This is a genomic window from Variovorax sp. MPBD4-3 (assembly GCF_058809745.1).
On record NZ_JBXASW010000088.1, the window covers coordinates 1 to 19,546 of the forward strand.

16 protein-coding genes are annotated in these 19,546 nt (G+C 68.9%); 10 read left to right on the forward strand and 6 right to left on the reverse strand.

All coding sequences use genetic code 11. The features are described from left to right. Positions 1-176 precede the first annotated feature (176 nt). Positions 177-3,476 (forward strand): efflux RND transporter permease subunit, encoded by a 3,300-nt coding sequence (locus AC1RVW_RS28875; protein WP_493204085.1) that lies wholly within the window; start codon positions 177-179, stop codon positions 3,474-3,476. Between the two features lie 10 nt (positions 3,477-3,486). After that, on the forward strand, positions 3,487-4,983 hold the full coding sequence (locus AC1RVW_RS28880) for an efflux transporter outer membrane subunit (RefSeq protein ID WP_493204087.1): 1,497 nt from the start codon (positions 3,487-3,489) through the stop codon (positions 4,981-4,983). A 67-nt stretch (positions 4,984-5,050) separates the two neighbouring features. Here the strand turns inward: AC1RVW_RS28880 and AC1RVW_RS28885 are convergent, their stop codons facing one another. Beyond that, complete coding sequence (locus AC1RVW_RS28885) at positions 5,051-5,416, reverse strand: SPW repeat protein (protein WP_493204089.1); 366 nt, start codon at positions 5,414-5,416, stop codon at positions 5,051-5,053. 305 nt (positions 5,417-5,721) lie between these two features. Here AC1RVW_RS28885 and AC1RVW_RS28890 point away from each other — a divergent pair, with 305 nt between their 5' ends. Further along, a complete protein-coding gene (locus AC1RVW_RS28890) occupies positions 5,722-6,450 on the forward strand; it encodes a GntR family transcriptional regulator (protein ID WP_493204091.1) in 729 nt (242 codons plus the stop codon). 18 nt (positions 6,451-6,468) lie between these two features. On the opposite strand, the gene AC1RVW_RS28895 is transcribed toward AC1RVW_RS28890, so the two are convergent. Next, the gene (locus tag AC1RVW_RS28895; protein WP_493204092.1) at positions 6,469-7,410 is read right to left on the reverse strand and encodes a hypothetical protein; all 942 of its coding nucleotides are present in this window, start codon (positions 7,408-7,410) and stop codon (positions 6,469-6,471) included. 154 nt (positions 7,411-7,564) lie between these two features. Here AC1RVW_RS28895 and AC1RVW_RS28900 point away from each other — a divergent pair, with 154 nt between their 5' ends. Beyond that, positions 7,565-8,389, forward strand: coding sequence for an undecaprenyl-diphosphate phosphatase (locus tag AC1RVW_RS28900; protein ID WP_081266496.1), 825 nt, complete (start codon positions 7,565-7,567; stop codon positions 8,387-8,389). A gap of 11 nt (positions 8,390-8,400) precedes the next feature. On the opposite strand, the gene AC1RVW_RS28905 is transcribed toward AC1RVW_RS28900, so the two are convergent. The 4 genes from AC1RVW_RS28905 to AC1RVW_RS28920 are packed head-to-tail and all read right to left on the reverse strand — an operon-like array spanning position 8,401 to position 13,091. Then, entirely contained in the window at positions 8,401-10,317 is a 1,917-nt protein-coding gene (locus tag AC1RVW_RS28905; protein WP_493204094.1) for a sensor histidine kinase, read from the reverse strand. Continuing rightward, complete coding sequence (locus AC1RVW_RS28910; RefSeq protein WP_493204096.1) at positions 10,227-10,931, reverse strand: response regulator transcription factor; 705 nt, start codon at positions 10,929-10,931, stop codon at positions 10,227-10,229. Before AC1RVW_RS28910 ends, AC1RVW_RS28905 begins: the two co-directional genes overlap by 91 nt. A gap of 42 nt (positions 10,932-10,973) precedes the next feature. Then, positions 10,974-11,606 (reverse strand): GNAT family N-acetyltransferase, encoded by a 633-nt coding sequence (locus tag AC1RVW_RS28915; RefSeq protein WP_493204097.1) that lies wholly within the window; start codon positions 11,604-11,606, stop codon positions 10,974-10,976. A gap of 54 nt (positions 11,607-11,660) precedes the next feature. Beyond that, positions 11,661-13,091: an aminotransferase-like domain-containing protein gene (locus tag AC1RVW_RS28920; RefSeq protein WP_493204099.1), complete on the reverse strand. Its 1,431-nt coding sequence runs from the start codon at positions 13,089-13,091 to the stop codon at positions 11,661-11,663. 157 nt (positions 13,092-13,248) lie between these two features. Here AC1RVW_RS28920 and AC1RVW_RS28925 point away from each other — a divergent pair, with 157 nt between their 5' ends. Genes AC1RVW_RS28925 through AC1RVW_RS28950 form a run of 6 tightly spaced genes read left to right on the forward strand, consistent with a single transcriptional unit; the run spans position 13,249 to position 19,426 of the window. Beyond that, positions 13,249-14,859 (forward strand): ABC transporter substrate-binding protein, encoded by a 1,611-nt coding sequence (locus AC1RVW_RS28925; protein WP_493204101.1) that lies wholly within the window; start codon positions 13,249-13,251, stop codon positions 14,857-14,859. Positions 14,860-14,863: 4 nt separating this feature from the next. Continuing rightward, the gene (locus AC1RVW_RS28930) at positions 14,864-15,805 is read left to right on the forward strand and encodes an ABC transporter permease (protein ID WP_081266501.1); all 942 of its coding nucleotides are present in this window, start codon (positions 14,864-14,866) and stop codon (positions 15,803-15,805) included. 17 nt (positions 15,806-15,822) lie between these two features. Continuing rightward, positions 15,823-16,695, forward strand: coding sequence for an ABC transporter permease (locus AC1RVW_RS28935; protein WP_493204103.1), 873 nt, complete (start codon positions 15,823-15,825; stop codon positions 16,693-16,695). 12 nt (positions 16,696-16,707) lie between these two features. Next, a complete protein-coding gene (locus tag AC1RVW_RS28940; RefSeq protein WP_493204105.1) occupies positions 16,708-18,345 on the forward strand; it encodes a dipeptide ABC transporter ATP-binding protein in 1,638 nt (545 codons plus the stop codon). After that, positions 18,342-19,082 carry an AzlC family ABC transporter permease gene (locus AC1RVW_RS28945; RefSeq protein ID WP_454903640.1) on the forward strand — a complete coding sequence of 247 codons (741 nt, stop codon included), beginning with the start codon at positions 18,342-18,344 and terminating at the stop codon, positions 19,080-19,082. The genes AC1RVW_RS28940 and AC1RVW_RS28945 overlap by 4 nt, the downstream gene beginning before the upstream one ends. Beyond that, positions 19,082-19,426, forward strand: coding sequence for an AzlD domain-containing protein (locus AC1RVW_RS28950; RefSeq protein WP_081266749.1), 345 nt, complete (start codon positions 19,082-19,084; stop codon positions 19,424-19,426). The genes AC1RVW_RS28945 and AC1RVW_RS28950 overlap by 1 nt, the downstream gene beginning before the upstream one ends. The last annotated feature ends 120 nt before the right edge of the window (positions 19,427-19,546 follow it).

The following is a 19,546-nucleotide window of genomic DNA, read 5'->3' on the forward strand; positions in this document are numbered from 1 at the left end:
GCGAGTTCTGCGAGACCCCGCGAAACGCGAGCACCGCAGGTTGCCCGTAGCGAAGCGGAGGGTCGCAGACAGTGGGGGTCGCCTTTTCTTTGCTTACTTTCTTTTGGCGAAGCAAAAGAAAGTGAGGCGCCCGCCGGGGCGAGACCCGGCCTCAGCCCAACGCAAGGAGCGCAGCGATGAACCTCTCGCTGCCCTTCGTGCGCCGCCCCATCGGCACGGTGCTCCTGACCATCGGCGTGGCGCTGGCCGGCATTGCCGCCTTCTTCGTGCTGCCGGTGTCGCCGCTGCCACAGGTCGACTACCCGGTCATTTCCGTCAACGCGTCCATTCCGGGCGCGAGCCCCGAGACCATGGCCACCAGCGTGGCCACGCCGCTGGAGCGGCACCTGGGCACCATCGCCGGCGTCAACGAGATGACCTCGACCAGCTCGGTCGGCACCTCGCGCGTCACGCTGCAGTTCGACCTGAGCCGCGACATCAACGGCGCCGCGCGCGAAGTGCAGGCCGCCATCAGCGCCAGCCGGGTCGACCTGCCCGCCACGCTGCGCAGCAACCCGACCTACCGCAAGGCGAACCCGGCCTCGTCGCCGGTGATCATCCTGGCGCTCACCTCCAAGACCAAGACGCCGGGCCAGATCTACGACGCGGTCTCCAACATCGTGAGCCAGCGGCTGTCGCAGGTGGAGGGCGTGGGCGACGTCGAAATCGGCGGCGGCTCTCTGCCGGCGGTGCGCATCGAGCTGCTGCCGTTCGCGCTCAACCGCTACGGCATCAGCACCGAGGACGTGCGCGCCGCCATCCAGGCCTCCAACGCCAACCGGCCCAAGGGAATGGTGCAGGGCGAGGGCCGCAAGCTGCAGATCTACACCCAGACGCCGGCCCTGCGCGCGAGCGACTACGCGCCCATGGTCATCGCCTGGCGCAACGGCGCGGCGGTGCGGCTGCAGGACGTGGCCGAGGTGCTCGACGGCGTGGAAGACACGCGCACGCTGGGCCTGTTCAACGGCGAGCCCGCGATCATCGTGCTGATCACGCGGCAGCCCTCGGCCAACATCATCGAGACGGTCGACAGCGTGCGCGCGCTGCTGCCCGAGCTGCAGGCGCAGCTGCCGCCCGACGTCACGCTGCAGGTGGCCTCGGACAGCACCAACTCCATCCGCGGCTCGCTGCGCGAAGTCGAGTTCACGCTGGTCATCTCCGTCATCCTGGTGGTGCTGGTGGTGAGCCTGTTCCTGCGCAGCGTGCGCGCGACCATCGTGCCGGCGGTGGCCACGGTGGCGGCGCTGCTGGGCACCTTCGGGGTGATGTACCTGCTGGGCTTCAGCCTCAACAACCTGAGCCTGATGGCGCTCACGGTGGCCACGGGCTTCGTGGTGGACGACGCCATCGTGGTGCTGGAGAACACCAGCCGGCACATCGAGTCGGGCATGACGCGCATGAAGGCGGCCTTGCTGGGCGCCAAGGAAGTCGGCTTCACCGTGCTGTCGATCAGCGTGTCGCTGGTGGCGGTGTTCATTCCGCTGCTGTTCATGGGCGGGCAGGTGGGGCGGCTGTTCCGCGAGTTCGCGGTCACGCTGTCGGCGGCGGTGATGATCTCGCTCGTCATCTCGCTGACCACCACGCCCATGATGTGCGCCTGGATGCTCAAGCCCGGCGGCGAGCACGACAAGGACAAGCCGCAGGGCCGCCTGGGTCGCATGGCCGCGCGCAGCTACGACTGGGTGCTCAAGCGCTATGAGCACAGCCTCGACTGGGCGCTGGACAGCAAGGGGCTGGTCATGCTGATCCTGGTGGCGGTGGTCGGGCTCAACGTGTACCTGTTCAGCGCCACGCCCAAGGGCTTCTTCCCGCAGCAGGACAGCGGCCAGCTCAACGGCGGCCTGCGCGCCGACCAGAGCATTTCGTCCAAGGCCATGGCCGCCAAGCTGCGCGAGGTGGTCGACATCATCCGCGCCGACGAGGCGGTCGACACCGTGGTCGGCTTCACCGGCGGCAGCCGGGCGGGCGGCGGCTTCATGTTCGTCAACCTGAAGCCGGCCAGCCAGCGCAAGGACAGCGGGCTGGCCGTGATCGCGCGGCTGCGGCCCAAGCTCAATGCGGTGGCCGGCCTGCGCGTGTTCCTGGGCACTGTGCAGGACGTGCGCTCGGGCGGGCGCTCCAGCAATTCGACCTACCAGTACACGCTCAAGAGCGACAGCCTGGCCGACCTGCGCACCTGGGCCTCCAAGCTGGCCGACGAAATGAAGTTGCAGCCGGTGCTGACCGACATCGACACCGACCAGACCGAGAACGGCGTCGAGACCATGGCGCAGGTCGACAAGAACACCGCGAACCGGCTCGGCGTGACCTCCACCGCCGTGGACAACGCGCTGTACAACGCGTTCGGCCAGCGGCAGGTGGCGACCATCTACACCGAGCTCAACCAGTACCACGTGATCATGGAATGGGCGCCGCGCTACACGCTCAGCCCCAATGCGCTGAGCGACGTGTATGTGCCGGCCACCAGGACCACGGTGGTGGCGGGGCAGGCGGTGACCACGCAGGTCGCGGCGCCGACCACGACTCCCAATTCGGCGCAGTCGGGCAGCAAGACGAGCACGGGCACGGCCGCGGCTTCCGGTTCGAGCGCGTCCAGCACCTCGGTGCCGGTGTCGGCCAACCCGGCGCTGCGCAATGCCTCGTCGGGCAACGTGCTGAGCAACACGGCCACGTCGCTGGTGCCGCTGTCCGCGGTGGCGAAGTTCTACGAAAGCTCCGTGGCCACTTCGGTCAGCCACCAGGACGGCGAACTGGCGACCACCATCTCGTTCAACCTGGTGGAAGGCGCCAACCTGGGCGACGCCCGCGAAGCCATCGCCAAGGCCGAGGCCAACATCGCCATGCCGACCAACGTGCGCGGCGCGTTCGCGGGCACGGCGGCGAGCGCGCAGCAGTCGCAGAGCCAGCAGGCCATGCTGATCCTGGCGGCGCTGGTCGTCATCTACATCGTGCTGGGCATCCTTTACGAGAGCCTGGTGCACCCGATCACCGTGCTGTCGACGCTGCCTTCGGCCGGCGTGGGCGCGGTGCTGGCGCTGCTGATGTTCCGCATGGAGTTCTCGATCATTGCGCTGATCGGCGTGTTCCTGCTGATCGGCATCGTCAAGAAGAACGCCATCCTGATCATCGACTTTGCGCTGGAGGCCGAGCGCTCGCGCGGCCTCAGCCCGCTGGAGGCGGTGCGCGAGGCCTGCCTGCTGCGCTTCCGCCCCATCCTCATGACCACCATGGCCGCCGCGCTGGGCGCGCTGCCGCTGGCCATCGGCTTCGGCGAAGGCGCCGAGCTGCGCCGGCCGCTGGGCGTGGCCATCATCGGCGGGCTGATCGCCAGCCAGATGTTGACCCTGCTGACCACGCCGGTGGTCTACCTGCTGCTGGACAAGCTGCGCCGCCGCAGCGCCCACGAACACGAACTGAGCCGTGCCACGACCGCCTGAGACCATCGCCATGAAAGCACTGCTTCCTTCTTCTCCGTTCCGCGCGCCGGGGCGCCTTTCGCTTTCGGCGCTCGCGCTGGCCGCGCTGCTCGCGGGCTGCTCGGTCGGCCCGCTCTACCACCAGCCCGTGACCGCATTGCCCAACGACTGGAAAGAGCAGAAGGCCGCCGAAGGCTGGCTGCCCGCCGCGCCGGCCGACGCGCTGGACCGCGGCGAGTGGTGGAAGCTGTTCGGCGACCCGACGCTCGACGAGCTGGCCTCGCGGGTACAGGTGTCGAACCAGAACATCGCCGCGGCGGTCGCCAACTACGCCAATGCGCAGGCGCTGGTGCGCGGGCAGCGCGCGGGGCTGTTCCCGCAGGTGTCGCTCAACGGATCCGGCAGGCGCTCGGACACGGGCAGCACCAGTCCTTCCAACGCTTTCTCCGCTACGCTCGACGCGACCTGGGCACCCGACGTCTGGGGCCGGCTGCGCGAGTCGGTGAACAGCGCGTCGGCCAATGCGCAGGCCAGCGAGGCCGACCTGGCATCGGCGCGCCTGTCGGCCATCGGCAACCTGGCCACCAACTACCTGTCGCTGCGCGAGGCCGACGTGGAAATCGGGCTGCTCGACCAGACCATCGAAGGCTACGAGCGCGCCTACACCATCACCAGCAACCGCTACAAGGCGGCCATCGCCGCGCAGTCCGACGTGCTGCAGGCGCAGAGCCAGCTGGCCACGGCCCGCGCCACGCGCCTGTCTCTGGTGCGCAACCGCGCCACCTACGAGCACGCCATCGCGATGCTGGTGGGCGCGGTGCCGGCCGATTTCAGCCTGCCGCCCGCCGCGTGGAAGCAGACCGTGCCCGGCATTCCGACCGGCGTGCCTTCGACCCTGCTGCAGCGCCGGCCCGACATCGCGTCCGCCGAGCGCTCGGTGGCCTCGGCCAACTCGCAGATCGGCATCGCGCGTTCCGCCTATTTCCCGAGCTTCAACCTCAGCGCGGCAGTCGGCGGCAGCGCCAGCCGGGTCGGCGACCTGTTCAATGCGTCGAATTCGCTCTGGTCGCTCGGCCTCTCGGCGGCACAGGTGCTGTTCGACGCGGGCGCCATCTCGGCCAACGTGGACGCAGCCAAGGCCAGCTACGACGCCAGCGTGGCGCGCTATCGCCAGACCGTGCTCGCCGCGTTCCAGGGCGTGGAAGACCAGCTCACTGCGGGCGCCACGCTGGCGCAGCAGGAGGGCATGTACCGCGAGGCCTCCGCGGCCGCGGACAAGACCGAGCAGATCCTGCTCAACCAGTACCGCTCGGCGCTGGTAGCCTACACCGACGTGGTGACTGCCCAGGTGGCTGCGCTGAACGCGCGGCGCACGCTGGTGCAGGTGCAGCTCAACCGGCAGCTCGCGGCCGTCTCGCTGATCCAGGCGCTGGGCGGCGGCTGGCATGCGGGCTGGATGGAAGGCGAGGCGCAGCCAGGGCAGCCTGCCGCCTCACCGGCCTCACCGGCCTCAGCCGCCAGGCCGTGATCGCCTGATCGCCCGGCCCCCGTCGGGGGGGGGGGCGCCGGGTCATGCTTCGATGAAGCGTCGCCGGTCAGTGCGCCGGACGGTCCATCGCATGGCCGAGATAGTCCTTGTCGGTCACCAGCACCCACAGCGCCAGCACCAGGATCACCGCGGCCACGAGCACTGCGTTGATCAAGGCCGTTTCCGAGCCACGGAACCCGGCCAGCGAGGGCGACACCGCGAGCCAGGCCGCCAGCGCGACCTCGGTCCATTCTTCCCACTGTCGCGGCACGAAGGTCGCGCCCAGCGCCACGGCGCCCAGCACGATGCCGGTCGCCACCATCGTCCACATCGCGGACTGCATGTCCGAAAAACCCAGGACCCAGGGCGAGACGATGAGCCACGCGCCGGCGACGGCGTTGACTGGATCCTGCCAATGCTTGACTTGTTTCATGGCTGTTACTCCTGTCGCGACAAGGCATAGCGCCAGTTTTTGACCTTCATTTCAGAACGCGGTTCCGTTTTGCAGGCTTCGCCGAGCAGAAACATAAAAAAATGCACCTAAAAGGTGCCGTTTAGTACTTCCCAAGTACGACTACAGTGATTATTCTTAAATGTGTTAGTAAATGTTATAAATTTTTGCCTGTTCATCGAATAAGTCCGAAAACTGATTTTTACGGAAATCGGGGATATGAAGCTTTGATACCGGGCCGTACCATCCGCGCGGCCCGATCCCGGGCGCACCGTTTCCGATTTCCGATGACCCCCCCAGATACCTCCCGGACACGCGCGTTGTCCGTGGCCGATACGCTGCGCAATCGCATCTTCGACGGTGCGATCGCACCCGGTTCCCACCTGATGGAGATCACCCTCGCCAACGAGCTGGGCGTGTCGCGCACGCCTGTGCGCGGCGCGATGGCGCGGCTGGCCGACGAGGGGTTGCTGGTCTATCTGCCGAACAAGGGTTTCCAGGTGCGCCGCTTCAACGCCAAGGATGTGTTCGACGCCTTCAGCGTGCGCGCCAACCTCGAAGGCATGGGCTGCCGCATCGTCGGCGAGCGCGGGCTGGACGGCTCCGCGCTGGAACAACTGGTGGCCATGCTCGCGGAGCAGCACGAGGTGATGCGCTCCGACGGCTGGAGCGACGAACGCGCCACGCGCTGGCACGACCTGAACCTCGACTTCCACCGCAAGCTGCTCATGCTGGCCGAGAACCGCTGGCTGAGCGAGGCGGTAGGCCGCGCCTACCAGTTGCCGATCATCTTCGACAGCAATCTGCGCCCGCACAACCGCGACGCGTCGTTGCCGCTCTACCACCGCGCGCAGGCCGAGCGCGCGCTGGAAGAACACCGCCAGATCGTCGAGTCGCTCAGCCGCGGTGAAGCCGTCGACGCCGAGGCGCTCATGCGCGAGCACATCACCGCCAACCGCGACCTGCTGGTGCGCCACCTCGGCAAGCAGAGCGGCCGGGTGCGCGCGCTGGCCTGACCCGCTCGGCGCGGGGTTTCAGCCTCCGCGCACCGCCGGCGGCACCAGGTACGCCCCCGATTCGAACAACTGCGCTTCGGCCTGGGCGCGCGTGCTTTCGATGACCGAGAACAGCGCCGTCATCGCGATCTGCGCCGCATCGCCGCGGCCCAGCCGGCGCGTGACCAGGCTCTCGCGGTCGGTGCCCTCCAGGCCCTGCGACAGGCGCCGGTAGATGTCCGCCGAAGGCATGGTCGCCGACGTGCCGAGCGCGTCGCAGTACGTGTCGGCGAGGATGCGTGTGAGCTCCTCGCTCTGCGCGTTCGACAGCTTCATCGGGTCGCCCGCGAAGACGGCGGCAATGCAGCGCAGCAGGTAGGCCTGCGTCTCCAGCGAGAACGACTGCTGCCGCACATAGCACTCGAAGGCGCCCCAGAACAGCGCCTCGGAGGTGCGGCGCCAGCTCTCGAGCACCTTGCGCGCCTTGGCCACCAGGTCGGCATGCGCGTCGCCGGGCTCGGTCGGGCGCAGGGCCAGCCCCTGAAGGGTGAGCGAGACCTCCGGCGCGGCGGCGCCGAGGATGAAGCTCCAGAACTTCCAGCGGGCGTACCACTTCTTGTCGTGCGCCGGGTCCAGCGGCTCGAGCAGCCAGAAGTCGATGCTCTGGGCCGCGTCGGTGCGCTGTCCGGCGGCGATGCCGTCACCCAGGTCCAGCTCCTGCATGACCGATTCCATGCGGTCGGCGGCAATGTGCCCCTGCGCCACGATGCCGGTGCCGTGGCCGGCGCGGTCGATCTCGCGCAGCCGTTGCATCAGCTGGCGCAACTCGCCGGCCGAGGCGCCGGTGGCCCGGACAACCCGCCGCATCGACGCGCACTGCTCCTCCTCGATGTCCCGCGCGTTCTTGCGGCGGTCTTCGCCATGGTCTTCGGCAGTCGAGACATGCTCTTCGAGGCGGTCCGCGAGGGTGGAGGTGGGCATCGGTGAAACTCCCCCGGATCAACCCGTCCGGGCGGTTTCCACTATGGGTCAACGCGGCACCGCGGCATATCACCTGAACTAGGTATGCTGACCTGCACCTGAACGCCGGCCGCCGGCGCCATCGTGATAATTGCGGCTCTTTCAAGGAGTACGCGTGGACATCGTTTTGCTGGTCAAGGCCGCCATCATGGGCATCGTGGAGGGGCTGACCGAATTCCTGCCGATCTCGTCGACCGGCCACCTCATTCTTGCCGGCTCGCTGCTCGGCTTCGACGACGACAAGGCCAAGGTCTTCGACATCGCCATCCAGACCGGCGCGATCTTCGCGGTGGTGCTGGTCTACTGGGAAAAGATCAGGTCGACCGTGGTCGCGCTGCCCCGGCAGCCGCGGGCGCAGCGGCTGGCGCTGAACATCTTCATCGGCTTCCTGCCGGCGGTGGTGCTGGGCCTGCTGTTCGGCAAGGTCATCAAGGCGCACCTGTTCATCCCGACCGTGGTGGCAAGCACCTTCATCATCGGCGGCTTCATCATTCTCTGGGCCGAAAAGCGGCCGCCGGGCTCGGTGCGCATCGAGCACGTGGACGACATGACGCCCTGGGACGCGCTCAAGGTCGGACTGGTGCAGTGCTTCGCGATGATCCCCGGCACCAGCCGCAGCGGCTCGACCATCATCGGCGGCATGCTGCTGGGCCTGTCGCGGCAGGCGGCGACCGACTTCTCTTTCTTCCTGGCCATTCCGACGCTCATCGGGGCGGGCGTGTACAGCCTCTACAAGGAGCGCGCGCTGCTGTCGGTGGCCGACATTCCGCTGTTCGCCGTGGGGCTGGTGTTCTCGTTCGTGAGTGCCTGGCTGTGCGTGCGCTGGCTGCTGCGCTACATCAGCACCCACAACTTCGTTCCGTTCGCCTGGTATCGCATCGTGTTCGGCATCGTCGTGCTGGCCACGGCGTGGACCGGCACGGTGGTCTGGGCCGACTGAGGCAGTTCCGTTCAGGCCTGCGCGGCCAGCGGCATGCGCAGCAGCACCTGCGTTTCACCGGGCCGTGACTGCAGCTGCAGCTGCGCCCCGAGCCGCCGCGCGCGGGCATGCAGGCTGCGCAGGCCAGCACCGGCGGCCTTCTCGATGTTCTCCACGGCAAAGCCCCGGCCGTCGTCGCGCACGCTGAGCCGAAGCTCCGCACCGGCGCGCGCCACGCTCACGTCCACGCGCCGGCTGCCGCTGTGCTTGAGCACGTTGGTCAACGCCTCCTGCAGGAAGCGCATCAGGTCGAGGCTCTGTGACGCGGGCAGCTCGAGCGTCTCGATGTTCAACACGCTCCAGCGGCAGTCGATGCCGTTGGCCTCCAGCAGCTGCGCGCTGCGGTAGCGCATCGGCGCCAGCAGCTCGCCCAGCGCGCGGGCGCCGTCGTCGCGGCCGGTGGCGTCGATGATCAGCCGCAGGTCGTCGCGCAGATGCTTGAGCATGGCGAGCAGCTCGGGCGCGCCGAGGTCCCCGGGCGTGCGCTCCAGCTTGGCGATGCTGCCCACCAGCATGCCGCCGAGGCCGTCGTGCAGGTCGCTCACCAGGTTCACCCGCTCGCCGATGCGCGCATGCGTCAGCTCCAGCGCATGCTGCTGCGCCAGCGTGGCGGCCAGCTCGGCCTTGGCGGCGTTCACTTCCTCGATGAGTTCGGTGTTGAAGTTCTCGATGCGCTCGAGGCTCTTCACGAACTGCGCGGCCAGCGTCAGCGCCATGCCCAGCAGCAGGATGTACGAGGACATCGTCGCGTAGTAGGTGTTGCTGTCGATGATCTGCGTGAACACCAGCAGGTCGTGCGCATCGGTGAGCGCCGACACCGCCATGAACGGGGCGAGCGGGCGCATCGGGCTGTCGCGGTGGCGCAGGGCATGCACGATGGCGGTGCCGTTCACGGCCATGACCGTGAGCCCGCCCACCAGGGTCCAGACGGCGCGGTGCGCGATCAGGTCGGCACCGGGCGCCAGCCACAGGTCGAGCACGCCGGCCATCGCCAGCAGCAGCGCCGCGCCCTCCAGGCGAGGCATGCGCCGCCCGCAGAAGCGCAGCGCGAAGACCACGTAAGACACGCCGAACACCAGCAGCAAGGAAACGTTCAGCGCCTGCCAGCCGTGGTTGCTGGCAAAGGGCCAGGGGCTGGTCGCGATCTGGTTGTAGCCGAACAGCAGCCACAGCACCGACATCAGCGCGAACCAGCCGTAGGCCGTCTCGCGCCGGCGCAGCAGCCACAGCGCGGCGAAGAAGGCCGAGGCCGCCGCGCTCACCGCCAGGCCCAGCACCTGCAGGTCGCGGCGGATCAGGCGCTCGCGCTCGAAATCCGCCTGCATCGCGGCCGGCGTGCCCAGGCTCACAGGCCCCAGCCCCGCCTGGTAGGCGAACAGGCCCGACACCCGCACCAGCAGCGTGTTGGTGCCGGGCCGAAGCAGCGGCGGTGCCAGCAGCCAGTAGCGCGGTGTGTTCCAGGCGCGCGTGAGCGGCTCGACCAGGCTGTCGTCGCGCGAAATCGGCGTGCCGTTGAGCGACACCTCGCCGGCCATGTTCAGGTAGTGCAGCAGCAGGCCGGCTTCGTGCACCTGCGCGGGCTGGTCCCAGGTCAGCCTGTACCAGACCACGCCGTCGAAGCCCGGCCAGCGCGCGGCCCAGCTGTCGGGCAGGGTGACGGGCGTCCAGCCCTCGGCGGGCGGGGCCGTGTCGTTCCAGCCGTTGCCGCGCACGGCCTCCACGCGCAGCGCGGGGGCCTCCGCGCCGGCCTGGGCAAAGGCCGCGGGTGCTGCAAGAAGGAAGAGGAGCAGCGCGCCCGTCAGCGCAGCAAGCCATGCCGCCGCGCCTGGAAGACGGCTTCGGTGCGCGAGTTGACGGCCAGCTTGCGGTAGATGTTCTTGGTGTGGCATTCCACGGTCAGTCTGGAGATCGACAGCGACTCTGCCATGTCGCGGTTGCTCAGGCCCTGCGACACGAGCTCGAGGATCTTGTGCTCGCGGCGCGTCAGCGCGGCCGGCGCCGCTTCGCCGGGGGCGCTGGCCTGTGCGTCGGCCGGTGGCTGCTGCGTCGCGAGCCAGCCGAGGATGTGGCGCGCGATGCTCGGGTCGATGGGCGCGCCGCCCTGCTGGATGCTGCGCAGGGCAATGCCCAGCTCGACGTCGTCGCGCTCCTTCAGCAGGTAGCCAATGGCGCCCGCGCGCAGAGCCGCAAAAATGATTTCCTCGGTGCGCCAGGCCGAGATCACCACCGCCGGCACGCGCGGGTGGTGCGCCCGCAGCCAGCCGATCAGCTCCACGCCGCTGCCGTCGGGCAGGCCGATGTCCACCAGCACCACGCCGTACTCATGTTCGCCGAGCAGTTGCCGCGCCCCCGCGACGCTGTCGGCCACCGCAATGCGGTTCCCGTCGCAGCCGAGCGTGGACAGCACGTGGCGCAGGCGCTCCTGCATGGCCGGGTCGTCCTCGACGACGAGGGCGGGGCTCAGCGAGACAGGTTCTGCGTCTTCGACAGGGGCTCGGGACATTCGAGGGCTCTTCGGCCGGCGCGGCGCGAGGGTTGGAACGGGTCAGCCATTTTCCGTGCTGGGCGCCAAGTATGTCCCGGGCAGGCGGCACATGATCGCGTACGGCGAGCTCGTGACCGGCTCCAGGTGCCGCGCCGCCGTGCGAAAGCCCAGCCGCTCATAGAACGCCACGCTGCGCGGCGTGAAGGTTTCCAGGAAGCAGGGCACGCCCGCCGCGTCGGCTTCGGCCAGCGTCGGCGCCAGCAGCCGGGCGCCCAGTCCGCGCCCCTGCGCGGCGGGAGAGACGCCCAGGATCGACAGATACCAGGCGCCTTCCGGCACCACGGCCGGCGCACGCGCGGCCATGAATTCGACGATGCGGTGGTAGTTGCGGTGGCCTCGCGTGCCCAGCGTGGCCAGGAGGAATTCGTTCTTCGCCGCCGATTCGACCGCGTCCACCGACTCCGCGCGCGGCAGCAGCCAGGCGGCCGCGCCGAGCCGGCCGTCTTCCGTCGCCAGGCAGCGCCCGGTTCGCTCAGCCTCGCCCAGCGAGTAGCCGAAGTAGGAGGCCAGCACCGCCTTGCGGGCGGCCATGTCGTGCTCGAAATCGACGGAGATCGCGAGATAGAAGGGATCGACGATCAGTGCGTCGGCCAGCGCGGGCGTGGAGGGGAATTCGGATTCGGGCTTCTTCATGACCCGCGCGATTCTAGGCAGGGCAACCCCTTTTCCGGGTTTGCCGCGTCTGCCTCAGGCCGGGCCCGCCTTGGCCTTGGAGCGCAGCCTTTTCGCTTCTTGCGCCAGGAAGCGGTACAGCTTCGGGTCGTCGGCGTAGCCCACGTTGAAGCGCAGCCACGGCGTGGGCCGCAGATCGGTGCGAAAGAGGTCGCCCGGCGCCAGCAGAAAGCTCTCGGCAATCGCGCGTTGCGCCAGCGCGCGCATGTCGACATCGTCGCGCTCGAAGCGTGCCCACAGAAACGGCCCGCCCGCCGGCCGCGTGAACAGCTGCATGCCGGCCGCCTCCAGCCGGTCGCACACGGTGCGCTGCGCCGCCTGCAGCTGTTCGGCCAGCTTCGCCACGTGGGCGCGGTACCGGCCCTCCACCAGCACGCCGTGCAGCAGCCGCTCGGTGAGCTCCGAGGTGGTGAGGCTGTTGACCATCTTCTGCAGGATCATCTTCTCGGCGAACTCCTCGCTGCAGGCGACGAAGCCCACGCGCAGGGCCGGCGATACCGTCTTGGAGAAGCTGCCGACATGGATCACGCGGCGCAGCCGGTCGAGGCTCGCGAGCGGGGTGGCCGCGCCCGGCGGCTCCAGGCCGGCCATCACGTCGTTGTCGACGATGTGGAAGTCGAGCTGCTCCGCCAGCCGCAGCATCTGGTACGCCACGGCCGGCGTGCACTGGCTGCCCGTGGGGTTGTGCAGGTTGCCGGACGTGAAGAAGGCCTTGGCGCCGTGGCGCTGCGCCAGCGCCTGCAGCGCCGCGAGGTCGGGGCCGTTCACGGTGCGCTCCACGCCCACCAGCTTCAGGTCCAGCGAGCGCAGCATCGCGTACAGGTTGGTGGAGCCGGGCTCGTCGACCAGCACCACGTCGCGCGGCTGCAGCAGGCAGCGCGCCACCAGGTTCAGCGCCTGCGAGGCGCCGTGCGTCAGCACGATCTGGTGCGGCGCGGTCTCGATGCCCTGCTGCGCGAGCAGCGTCTGGATCTGCTGGCGCAGCGGCAGGTAGCCGTAGGGCGTGCCGTAGCTCGCGATGCCGGTGCCCGGCTTGCGCGACAGCGCGGCCAGCGCGCGGCGCACGCCGTCCATATGCAGCATCTCGGGCGGTATCCAGCCGCAGCCCGCGTTCAGCAGCGTGCGGTCGTCTTCGTACACGTGCTTCAGCAGCCACAGAGAGTCGACCGAGGTGCGCCCCAGGAAGGGCTTGCGCCGCGTGGCCGAACGCTCGGCCTCGGCCACGTAGTAGCCGCTGGCGCGCCGCGCCTCGACATGGCCCTCGGCCACCAGCCGCTGGTAGGCGTTGGTGACGGTCATGGTGCTCACGCCGCAGTCGGTGGCGAGCGCGCGCACCGAAGGCAGCTTGTCGCCGGGCTTCATGGCGCTGGAGGCGATCTGCGCCAGCAGGGCGTCGTAGAGCTGGCGAACCAGGGGCGCGGGCAGCGAAGGATTGACAGTGATCACGGCAAGGCGTGCACGCTTCGTGTGCACGAAAAACCCCAACACGGGGACAAACACGGGGCAGGCGAGCGACTGTTCTACTACAGACGATTCAAACTGTATATATGCATTTGTCCTGTCAGATGACTCAATGGAGCCCTTGCCGTCTTCAGGAAATCACATGCAACCGCAGCTCTTTTCGCCTTCGCGCGCCGTGTTGTCGCGCCGCCTTGCCCGATGGGGCGCAGCCGTGCTCCTGGCCGGCGCGGCCGTCGTTCCCGCCGTGGCGCAGACCACCACGCTCAAGATCATTCCGAGCAGCAACATCACCGTGCTCGACCCGATCTGGACCACCGCCTACGTGACGCGCAACTTCGGCTACATGGTGTACGACACGCTCTTCGCCACCGACCTCGAAGGCCACATCAAGCCGCAGATGGTCGACAAGTGGAAGGTGTCGCCCGACAACAAGACCTGGACCTTCACGCTGCGCGACGGCCTGGAGTTCCACGACGGCAAGCCCGTCACCAGCGAGGACGTGGTCGCTTCCATCAAGCGCTGGGCGAGCCGCGACACCTTCGGCGCGCAGCTCGCCAAGGTGACGGAGCGCTACGAGACGCCCGATGCCAAGACCTTCTCCATCGTGCTGAAGGAGCCCTTCGGCCTGGTGCTCGAAGCGCTGGGCAAGCCCTCGTCGAACGTGCCGTTCATCATGCCCAAGCGCATTGCCGACACCTCGGGCGACACGCAGATCAAGGAGTCGATCGGCTCCGGGCCCTACGTCTTCAAGGCCGACGAGTTCCGCCCCGGCGAGCGCGTGGTGTTCACCAAGAACATGCGCTACAAGCCGCGCGCCGAGGCGCCCTCGGGCACGGCCGGCGGCAAGAACGTGTACGTGGACCGCGTGGAGTGGCTCATCATCCGCGACGCGCAGACGCAGATGAATGCGCTGCTCAACGGCGAGGCCGACATCCTCGAGCAGCCCGCCTTCGAGCAATACGCCACGCTGCGCACCAACCCCGACATCAAGCTGATCGACGCGCAGCCCGCGGGCAACCAGTTCATCCTGCGCTTCAACTTCCTGCAGCCGCCGTTCAACAACGAGAAGGTGCGCCGCGCCGCACTGCTGGCGCTGGGGCAGGAAGCCTTCCTGCGCACGCAGGTGGGCACGCCGGGCCTCACGCGCTACTGCAAGAGCATGTTCCCGTGCGGCACGCTGTTCGAATCGGAGCAGACCGGCGACTACACCGGCGTGGCCAACCCGCAGAAGGCCAAGGCCCTGCTCGAGGAGGCCGGCTACAAGGGCGAGCCCGTGGTGCTGATGCGCCCGACCGACAACCCGACCATCGGCAAGCTGCCGCTGGTGGCCAAGCAGCAGCTGGAGCAGGGCGGCTTCAAGGTCGACATGCAGTCGATGGACTGGTCCACCCTGGTGGCACGTCGCGCCAAGAAGGATGCCCCCTCGGCCGGCGGCTGGAGCGCGTTCATGACCTCGTGGACCGCCTCGGACATCCTCAACCCGATCACCATGGCCATGATGAACGCCAGCGGCGACAAGGGCTGGTTCGGCTGGCAGAACGACCCCAAGCTCGAAGAGATCAAGGTGCAGTTCGCCCAGGCCAAAACCGACGCCGACAAGAAGAAGCTGGCGCAGGCCGCGCAGCTGCGCGCCTTCGAGACCGCCACGCACGTGCCTGTCGGCCAGTACAACCAGCCCGCCGCGGTGCGCAAGAACGTGAGCGGCCTGGTGCCGGCCGGCGCGCAGGTGTACTGGAACATCAAGAAGCAATAAGCCCATGCTCACGTTCCTCGGCAAGCGCCTGCTCGCCACGCTGCCGGTGCTGCTGGTGGTGGCGCTCGCGATCTTCATGATCGTGCGCCTCACCCCCGGCGACCCGGCGGCCGTGATCGGCGGCAACAGCGCCACCAACGAAGACCTGGACCGCATCCGCGTGCAGCTGGGCCTGACCCGCCCGCTGTGGGAGCAGTTCGCGATCTGGTGCAACGGCGTGCTGCACGGCGACCTGGGCTTCTCGTTCTTCCTGAACAAGCCGGTGACCGAGCTCATCGGCCAGCGCATGGAGCCCACGCTCTCGCTGGCCGGCGGCACGCTGCTGCTGGCGGTGGCCATCGCGCTGCCGCTGGGCACGCTGGCCGCATGGCGCATGGGCGGCTGGCTCGACAAGGCCGTCATGGCGTTCTCGGTGGCCGGCTTCTCGGTGCCGGTGTTCGTGGTCGGCTATGTGCTGATCTACCTGCTGGCGATGAAGCTGCAGTGGTTTCCGGTGCAGGGCTACCGGCGCATCGCCGACGGCGTGGGGCCGTGGCTGAACCAGCTGGTGCTGCCGTGCCTCACGCTGGCCATCACCTACGTGGCGCTGCTGTCGCGCGTCACGCGGGCGGCGGTGAGCGAGGCGCTGACCGAAGACTACATACGCACCGCGCGCGCCAAGGGCATCACCGAGCTGGAAGTGCTCAAGCACCACGCGCTGCGCAATGCGGCGGTGCCGGTGGTCACGGTGATCGGCGTGAGCGCGGCGCTCTTGCTGGGCGGCGTGGTGGTCACCGAAACCGTGTTCGCGATTCCGGGCCTGGGCCAGCTCACGGTCGACGCGGTGCTCAACCGCGACTTTCCGGTGCTGCAGGGCGTGGTGCTGTTCTTCGCAGTGGTGTACGTGGCCGTCAACCTGCTGGTGGACCTGAGCTATCTCTTCATCGATCCGCGCATCCGCTACTGATTGAGTGACTGACTGACATGAGCACCCTGAAAAGACTCTGGCGCAACACCGCCGTGCGCGGCGGCGTCGTCGTGCTGGCCGTGCTGGCGCTGCTGGGCGTGTTCGCGCCCTGGCTAGGTACCTTCGATCCTTCCGCCATGGACCCGAGCTTCATTTCGGTAGGCGCGGGGACCGCGGGGCAGGTGACCATGCCCGACGGCACGCAATTCGCCCACACCTTCTGGATGGGCAGCGACAGCGTGGGGCGCGACGTGTGGAGCCGCGTGCTCTACGGCACCCGCATCTCGATGACGGTGGGCCTGTTCACCGCCTTCGTCGCGATTGCCTTCGGCTGCCTGCTGGGCATGCTGGCCGGCTACTTCCGCGCCGTCGATGCGGTGCTGATGCGCGTGATGGACGGCGTGATGGCCATTCCCGCCGTGCTGCTCGCCATCACGCTGGTGGCGGTGCTGGGCGCCAGCCTGCCGACGGTGATCCTGGCCATTGCCGTGCCCGAGGTGCCGCGCGTGACCCGGCTGGTGCGGGCGCTGGTGATGAGCCTGCGCGACGAGCCCTTCGTGGAGGCCGCGCGTGCGCTGGCCACGGCCGACGCGACCATCCTGTGGCGCGACATCCTGCCGAACGCGCTGGCGCCGCTGATCGTGCAGGGCACCTTCATCGCGGCTTCGGCCGTGCTGACCGAAGCCATCCTGAGCTTCCTCGGCCTGGGCCTGCCGTCGGACGTACCGACCTGGGGAAACATCATGGCCGAGGGCCGTGTGCAGTTTTCGCAGAGCCCGGGCAACGTGCTGTTCCCCGCGTTGTTCCTGGTGCCCACGGTGCTGGCCATCAACATGCTGGGCGACGGCCTGCGCGACGTGCTCGATCCCAAGTTTTCCAAGCGCGTGTGAGGCGCCGATCCAATGACTGATTCCAATCGAAGCGCCGCCATCCTCGAAGTGCGCGGCCTGAGGGTCGCGCTGCCCTCCGATGCCGACCGGCCGCATGCCATCGAGCGGCTCGACCTGCGCATCGAGGCAGGGCGCACGCTGTGCATCGTGGGCGAGTCCGGCTCGGGCAAGTCGGTGCTGGCCACCACCGTGATGGGGCTGCTGGCCAAGGGCCTGGTGCTCGCGGGCGGCGACGTGGTCCTTTCGGGCGAGAAGCTGGTCGACAACGGCCGCTTCACATCCGACAAGCGGCTGCGCCAGTTGCGCGGCACCGGCATGGGCATGGTGTTCCAGGAGCCGATGACCGCGCTGAACCCGGTGCTCACCTGCGGCGAGCAGGTCGACGAGCTGCTGCGCACGCACACCGCGTGGGGCGCGGCCGAGCGCAAGGCGCACATCCTCTCGATCTTCGAGCGCGTGCGGCTGCCCGACCCGGCGCGCATCCACGGCAGCTACCCGCACCAGCTCTCGGGCGGGCAGCGGCAGCGCATCGTGATCGCGATGGCCATCATCCTGAAGCCGCGCCTGCTGATCTGCGACGAGCCGACCACCGCGCTGGACGTGACCACGCAGGCCGAGATCCTCAAGCTCATCGCCGAGCTGCAGGCCGAGCAGGGCAGCGCCGTGCTCTTCATCACGCACGACATGGGCGTGGTCGCCGAGATTGCCGACGACGTGATGGTGATGCACCGTGGCGCGCTGGTGGAGCAGGGCCCGTGCGAACAGGTGCTGCGCAACCCGCGCGAGGCCTACACCCGCATGCTGCTGGACGCGGTGCCCGGCATGACCCCGCCGCCCGCGCGCGAACTCCCCGGTGGCAAGCCGCTGCTGGCGGGGCAGGGCGTCGGCAAGATCTACACGCGGCGCGACTGGCTCGGCCGCGCGAAGCACAACACCGCGTTGCAGGACGCCAGCGTGGCCGTGCATCGCGGCGAGACGGTCGGCGTGGTGGGCGAGTCGGGCTCGGGCAAGTCGACGTTCGCGCGCTGCATGATCCGGCTGATTTCGCCCAGCGCGGGCAGCATTCTCTGGGGCGACGCCGAAGTGCGCGACCTGCCCGAAGGCCGGCTGCGGCCGCTGCGCTCGCGGGTGCAGGTGGTGTTCCAGGACCCGAACCGCTCGCTCAACCCGCGCCGCACGGTGGGCTCGTCGATGGTGGAGGGCGCCATGAACTTCGGCCTGAGCAAGCTGCATGCGCGCCAGACCGCCGAGGAGCTGATGGACCGCATCCAGCTGCCGCGCACCGCGCTCGACCGCTATCCGCACCAGTTCTCCGGCGGCCAGCGCCAGCGCCTGGCCATTGCGCGCGCCATTGCCTGCCAGCCGCAGGTGCTGGTGGCCGACGAGGCCGTGTCGGCGCTCGACGTGTCGGTGCAGGCGCAGATCCTTGATTTGCTGCGCGAGATCCAGCGCGACCTGGGGCTGGGCATTCTGTTCATCACGCACGACCTGCGCGTGGCGGCGCAACTGTGCGACCGCGTGATCGTGATGAGCCAGGGCTGCATCGTGGAGCAGGGCCCCACGGGGCAGGTGTTCGGCGCGCCGGCCAACGACTACACGCGGCGGCTGCTGGCGGCCGCGCCGCGTGCGGAACTCGCGAGCGCACGGTGAGCCGTTGGAGCGCCTGGCGCGCATCGATGGCCGATCCCGTCTGGCGCGGCGCCTTCGCCGAAGGGCGGCGCGACATCGCGGGTGCAGCGCTCGGCACCATGGCGATGGGGCTGGTGGCGGGCGTGGCCATGGCCAAGAGCGGCGTCGGGCTGGGCGTGATCCTGGCCATGTCGCTGCTGGTGTTCGCGAGCGCGTCGCAGCTGGCCTGCCTGCCGCTCATCGCGGCGGGGGCGCCGTTGTGGGTGATCGTGGCGACCGCGTGCGTGCTCAACCTGCGCTTCGTGGTGTTCAGCGTGAACTGGCGCCGCTACTTCGGCGGCCACCGCAGGATGCAGCGCGTGCTGCTGTCGTACCTTGCGGGCGACCCGGTGTATGCCCAGTTCGTGCAGCGCCACCCGCAGCCTCCGCCTTCCGGGCGCACGACGACGCGCCAGCAGGGCTACTTCCTCGGCCTCGCGCTGACCAACTGGGCGGCGTGGCATGTGGCGTCACTCGCGGGCATCTTCCTGGCCGACGCCATTCCCGCCGCATGGGGCCTGCGCTTCATCGGCGTGCTGGCGCTGCTGGCCCTCGCGCTGCCGATGCTCACCGACCGCGCGGTGCGCTGCTCCGCGCTGGCGGCCGGCATGGTGGCGCTGGCCACGGCCTCATGGCCGATGGGCCTCAATGTGGTGGCGGCCATCGCCACGGCTTTCGCGGCCGGCACCTGGGCCGACCGCCGTTGGGGTACGCGCTGATGCACCTGGGTCACGACGTGTACGTGTGGCTGGCCGTGGGCGCGCTGGTGGGGGTGACGGTGCTCACGCGCAGCTTCTTCCTGCTGCCCGACAGCGAGCCGAAGTTGCCGGGCTGGCTGTGGCGCGGGCTGCGCCATGCGCCGGTGGCGGCGCTGCTGGCGATGGTGGTGCCCGACGTGTTCCTGAGCAACGGCCGCATGCTGGCCGACTGGCACGATGCGCGGCTCTTTGCAGTGGCCGCCGCATTGACCTACTACCTCGTTCGGCGAAACGACGTGACCGGGACGATCCTTGTCGGCACGGGTACGCTGATGCTTCTGCGACTGGGGTTCGGGTGGGCTTGATGTACCTTGCTGTCCTTGTTTCGCATCGTTGTTCGGGGAGCGATCACGCCGACGGGGTACCTTGCTCCGCGAATGTCCCCCGGCCTGCGGCCTCCTCCTTTATTTCGCTGCGCAAGGCAC

Coding starts and splice junctions, on each gene's coding strand:
- AC1RVW_RS28930 (WP_081266501.1), top strand. CDS start 14,864: ATGCTCACGTTCCTCGGCAAGCGCCTGCTCGCCACGCTGCCGGTGCTG.
- AC1RVW_RS28890 (WP_493204091.1), top strand. CDS start 5,722: ATGACCCCCCCAGATACCTCCCGGACACGCGCGTTGTCCGTGGCCGAT.
- AC1RVW_RS28875 (WP_493204085.1), top strand. CDS start 177: ATGAACCTCTCGCTGCCCTTCGTGCGCCGCCCCATCGGCACGGTGCTC.
- AC1RVW_RS28905 (WP_493204094.1), bottom strand. CDS start 10,317: ATGCCACACCAAGAACATCTACCGCAAGCTGGCCGTCAACTCGCGCAC.
- AC1RVW_RS28915 (WP_493204097.1), bottom strand. CDS start 11,606: ATGAAGAAGCCCGAATCCGAATTCCCCTCCACGCCCGCGCTGGCCGAC.
- AC1RVW_RS28940 (WP_493204105.1), top strand. CDS start 16,708: ATGACTGATTCCAATCGAAGCGCCGCCATCCTCGAAGTGCGCGGCCTG.
- AC1RVW_RS28885 (WP_493204089.1), bottom strand. CDS start 5,416: ATGAAACAAGTCAAGCATTGGCAGGATCCAGTCAACGCCGTCGCCGGC.
- AC1RVW_RS28895 (WP_493204092.1), bottom strand. CDS start 7,410: ATGCCCACCTCCACCCTCGCGGACCGCCTCGAAGAGCATGTCTCGACT.
- AC1RVW_RS28910 (WP_493204096.1), bottom strand. CDS start 10,931: ATGTCCCGAGCCCCTGTCGAAGACGCAGAACCTGTCTCGCTGAGCCCC.
- AC1RVW_RS28925 (WP_493204101.1), top strand. CDS start 13,249: ATGCAACCGCAGCTCTTTTCGCCTTCGCGCGCCGTGTTGTCGCGCCGC.
- AC1RVW_RS28880 (WP_493204087.1), top strand. CDS start 3,487: ATGAAAGCACTGCTTCCTTCTTCTCCGTTCCGCGCGCCGGGGCGCCTT.
- AC1RVW_RS28950 (WP_081266749.1), top strand. CDS start 19,082: ATGCACCTGGGTCACGACGTGTACGTGTGGCTGGCCGTGGGCGCGCTG.
- AC1RVW_RS28935 (WP_493204103.1), top strand. CDS start 15,823: ATGAGCACCCTGAAAAGACTCTGGCGCAACACCGCCGTGCGCGGCGGC.